The following is a 4,791-nucleotide window of genomic DNA, read 5'->3' on the forward strand; positions in this document are numbered from 1 at the left end:
GCTCCGGACGGGGCGGAGGTGTGGGCGTACGGGCCCGTGGACGCCGGGCAGCGGATCACGGGGCCGGCGCTGGACTTCTGCCTGCTGGTCACCCAGCGCGCCCACCGCGCCGACCTCGCGCTCACCGCCGTGGGCGCCGACGCCGACCGCTGGCTGGACATCGCCCAGGCCTTCGCCGGCCCGGCGGGTCCGGGCCCGGGGGACGCGGTGACCGGCCGGCGCCCCCTGCGCATCGGCAACGCCTCCGGCTTCTACGGCGACCGGTTCGGCGCGGTGCGCGAGATGCTGGCCGGCGGCCCGCTGGACGTCCTGACCGGCGACTACCTCGCCGAGCTGACCATGCTGATCCTCGGCCGCGACCGGCTGAAGAACCCGGACCTCGGCTATGCCAAGACCTTCCTGAAGCAGCTGGAGGAGGGGCTCGGGCTCGCGCACGAGCGGGGCGTGCGGATCGTCACCAACGCGGGCGGGCTGAACCCGGCCGGGCTGGCGGACGCGGTGCGGGCGCTGGCGGACAAGGTGGGGGTGCCCGTACGCGTCGCGCACGTCGAGGGCGACGACCTGATGCGGCACGGGGACACGGGGGCGGCCGCGGGGCCGGCCGAGGGGGCGTTGACGGCCAACGCCTACCTCGGGGGAGCCGGGATCACCGCCTGCCTGCGGGCGGGCGCGGACGTGGTGGTCACCGGCCGGGTCACCGACGCGGCGCTGGTCAGCGGGCCGGCCGCGTGGTGGTTCGGCTGGGGGCCGCAGGAGTACGACCGGCTGGCGGGGGCGGTGGTCGCCGGGCACGTCCTGGAGTGCGGCACGCAGGCCACTGGCGGCAACTACGCCTTTTTCACCGCCCACGACGTGCGCCGGCCCGGCTTCCCGCTGGCGGAGGTCTCCGAGGACGGCTCGGCGGTCGTCACCAAACACCCCGGCTCGGGCGGCCTCGTCTCCACGGGCACGGTCACCGCGCAGCTCCTGTACGAGACCCAGGGCGCCCGGTACCTGGGCCCCGACGTCACGGCCCGCCTGGACACGGTGCGGCTGACCCCGGACGGCGAGGACCGGGTCCGGATCAGCGGGACCGTGGGGGAGGCGCCGCCGGACACCCTCAAGGTGGGGGTGACGAGGGTCGGGGGCTGGCGCAACGAGGTGGTCTTCGTCCTGACGGGCCTGGACGTGGAGGCGAAGGCGGAGCTGGTACGGGCCCAGTTGGCGGAGGCCCTGTCGGGGGTGGCGGGTGTGACGTGGACCCTGGCCCGCACCGACCGCGCGGACGCGGACACGGAGGAGACGGCGAGCGCCCTGTTGCGGCTGGTGGTCCGTGACCCGTCGCCGGACCGGGTGGGCCGGGCCCTGACGGGCGCGGCGATCGAACTGGCCCTGGCGAGCTACCCGGGCTTCCACGTCACGGCCCCGCCGGGAGAGGCCCAGCCGTACGGGGTGTTCACCTCCACCCTGGTCCCGGCCGCCTCCGTCCCGCACGTGGCCGTCCTCCCGGACGGCACCCGCCTGCCGGTCGGGGGCGGACGCTCGGAGTCCCCCGCTCCGGACGGCTCCGGGCCCCTGGCCGGGGACGGGGCCGCCTGTGGCGCCGCCGTCCCGAAGGGGGCGGTCCCGCCGGTCGGGGGCGCGGGTCAGGTGTCCCCCGCCCCGGTCGCGCCGGCCGGCGAGGGGGGTCTGCCGGCGGCCGACGGGGCCCACGCCCCCCGGGGCGGAGCACCGGTTCCCGGGGGTCCCCGCGGCGGTAGCCGGGGGAGGAGGGGCGGGGCGGGGGAGGGCCCCGCAGGGACCCCGGCCCCCGGCCCCACCACCCGCGCACCTCTCGGGCTGCTGGCCGGGGCCCGGTCCGGGGACAAGGGGGGTGACGCCAACATCGGCGTCTGGGTGGAGAGCGACGCGGCCTGGGAGTGGCTCCGCGACACCCTCACCGTCGAGCTCCTGGGGGCCCTGCTCCCCGAGACCGCCGCCCTCCCGGTGGCCCGCCACGAGCTGCCCAACCTGCGGGCGCTGAACTTCACCGTCACCGGGATCCTCGGCGCCGGGGTCGCCTCCGGGCACCGGTTCGACCCCCAGGCCAAGGCCCTCGGCGAATGGCTCCGCGCCCGCCACGTCGACATCCCGACCCACCTCCTGCCACCGGCCCCCGAAGGGGCACCACCGGCCCCCGACGGGGCACCGCCCGCCCCCGACGGGGCACCACCCGCCACGGAGGGGATCCGTTCATGACCCGTCTCGGTACCACCGTCGACCCCCGGGCCCCCGAGCACGCGCAGGCCCGTGCCGCCGCCCTCGAACGGCTGGACGCCCTGCACGCCGAGCACGCCAAGGCCCTCGCGGGCGGCGGGGAGAAGTACACCGCCCGCCACCGGGGCCGCGGCAAGCTGCTGCCCCGTGAACGCGTCGAGCTGCTGCTCGACCCCGACACCCCGTTCCTCGAACTGTCCCCCCTCGCCGCCTGGGGCAGTGACCACCCCGTCGGCGCCTCGATGGTCACCGGCATCGGCACCGTCGAGGGCGTCGAGTGCCTGATCACCGCCAACGACCCCACCGTGCGCGGCGGCGCCAGCAACCCCTGGACCCTCAAGAAGGCCCTGCGGGCCAACGAGATCGCCCTGCGGAACCGGCTCCCCTGCATCAGCCTCGTGGAGTCCGGCGGTGCCGACCTGCCCTCCCAGAAGGAGATCTTCATCCCCGGCGGGGCGATCTTCCGCGACCTCACCCGGCTCTCCGCCGCCGGCATCCCCACCGTCGCCGTCGTCTTCGGCAACTCCACCGCCGGCGGCGCCTACATCCCGGGGATGTCCGACCACACCGTCATGATCAAGGACCGTTCCAAGGTGTTCCTGGGCGGTCCGCCCCTCGTCAAGATGGCCACCGGCGAGGAGAGCGACGACGAGTCCCTCGGCGGAGCCGACATGCACGCCCGCGTCTCCGGCCTCGCCGACCACTACGCCCTCGACGAGCACGACGCCATCCGCCAGGCCCGCCGCATCGTGGCCCGGCTCAACCACCGCAAGCCCTACCCCGAACCGCCCCGCGCCGCCGAGCCGCTGTACGACGCGGAGGAGCTCCTCGGGATCGTCCCGCCGGACCTGAAGACCCCCTTCGACCCCCGTGAGGTCATCGCCCGCATCGTCGACGCCTCCGACTTCGACGAGTTCAAGCCCCTCTACGGCCCCAGCCTCGTCACCGGCTGGGCCACCCTCCACGGCTATCCGGTCGGCATCCTCGCCAATGCCCAGGGCGTGCTGTTCAGCGCCGAGTCCCAGAAGGCCGCCCAGTTCATCCAGCTCGCCAACCAGCGCGACATCCCGCTCCTGTTCCTCCACAACACCACCGGCTACATGGTCGGCAAGGAGTACGAGCAGGGCGGCATCGTCAAACACGGCTCGATGATGATCAACGCGGTGTCCAACTCCCGCGTCCCGCACCTGTCCGTCCTCATCGGGGCCAGCTACGGCGCCGGCCACTACGGCATGTGCGGCCGCGCCTACGAGCCCCGGTTCCTCTTCGCCTGGCCCAGCGCCAAGTCCGCCGTCATGGGCCCCCAGCAGCTCGCCGGTGTGCTCTCGATCGTGGCCAGGCAGTCCGCCGCCGCCAAGGGACAGCCCTACGACGAGGAGGCGGACGCCGGGATGCGCGCCTTCGTCGAGGCGCAGATCGAGTCCGAGTCCCTCCCCATGTTCCTGTCCGGGCGGCTCTACGACGACGGAGTCATCGACCCGCGCGACACCCGTACCGTCCTCGGCCTGTGCCTGTCGGCCGTCCACAACGCCCCCGTCGAGGGCGCCCGTGGCGGCTTCGGCGTCTTCCGGATGTGAGCCCGCCCATGACGAACCCGATCACCACCCTCCTGGTCGCCAACCGGGGCGAGATCGCCGTACGGATCTTCCGGACGGCCCGCGCCCTGGGCCTGGCCACGGTCGCCGTCCACTCCGACCCCGACGCCGACGCCCTGCACGTCCGCTCCGCCGACACCGCCGTCCGGCTGCCGGGGGCCGCCCCCGCCGACACCTACCTGCGGGCCGGCCTGCTGATCGAGGCGGCCCGCGCGGCCGGCGCGGACGCCGTCCACCCCGGGTACGGCTTCCTCTCCGAGAACGCCGACTTCGCCCGCCGCGTCGAGGCCGCCGGCCTGACCTGGATCGGCCCGCCGCCCGCCGCCATCGAGGCCATGGCCTCCAAGACCCGGGCCAAGGACCTCATGCGGGCCGCCGGGGTGCCGCTGCTGGAGTCCGTCGACCCGGCCACGGCCACCGCCGCGGACCTCCCCCTGCTGCTGAAGGCCGCCGCGGGCGGCGGCGGCCGCGGGATGCGCGTCGTACGGGACCTGGACTCCCTCAAGGAATCCCTCGACGCGGCCGTCGCCGAGGCCCTGTCCGCGTTCGGCGACGGAGAGGTCTTCGCCGAGCCGTACGTCGAGCACGGCCGCCACGTGGAGGTGCAGGTCCTCGCCGACGCCCACGGCACCGTCTGGGCCCTGGGCACCCGCGACTGCTCCCTCCAGCGCCGCCACCAGAAGGTCATCGAGGAAGCCCCGGCGCCCGCCCTCACCGACGAGCTCCGCGAACGCCTCCACGCGGCCGCCGTGGCCGCCGCCCGGGCGGTCTCCTACCGGGGCGCGGGCACGGTCGAGTTCCTCGTCGGCGCCGACGGACGCCCGTACTTCCTGGAGATGAACACCCGCCTCCAGGTGGAACACCCCGTCACCGAAGCCGTCTTCGGCCTCGACCTCGTCGCCCTCCAGCTCCGCATCGCCGAGGGAGAACCCCTCCCGCCCACCCCGCCCGACCCCGTCGG

3 protein-coding genes and 1 pseudogene are annotated in these 4,791 nt (G+C 75.2%); all 4 read left to right on the forward strand.

What is annotated here, in order from left to right; all coding sequences use genetic code 11:
- Positions 1-18: 18 nt before the first annotated feature.
- Positions 19-114, forward strand: a pseudogene (locus VR44_RS48860) (wyosine base formation domain-containing protein); the annotation flags it as partial.
- Between the two features lie 168 nt (positions 115-282).
- Positions 283-2,217 carry an acyclic terpene utilization AtuA family protein gene (locus VR44_RS18440; protein WP_245691961.1) on the forward strand — a complete coding sequence of 645 codons (1,935 nt, stop codon included), beginning with the start codon at positions 283-285 and terminating at the stop codon, positions 2,215-2,217.
- Positions 2,214-3,812, forward strand: coding sequence for an acyl-CoA carboxylase subunit beta (locus VR44_RS18445; RefSeq protein WP_045948627.1), 1,599 nt, complete (start codon positions 2,214-2,216; stop codon positions 3,810-3,812). The genes VR44_RS18440 and VR44_RS18445 overlap by 4 nt, the downstream gene beginning before the upstream one ends.
- An 8-nt stretch (positions 3,813-3,820) precedes the next feature.
- On the forward strand, positions 3,821-4,791 hold a 971-nt coding region (locus VR44_RS18450; RefSeq protein ID WP_045948628.1), incomplete at its 3' end, for an ATP-binding protein.

Origin of the sequence: Streptomyces katrae (genome assembly GCF_000966975.1) — a bacterium.
In the GTDB taxonomy this organism is placed as follows: domain Bacteria; phylum Actinomycetota; class Actinomycetes; order Streptomycetales; family Streptomycetaceae; genus Streptomyces; species Streptomyces katrae.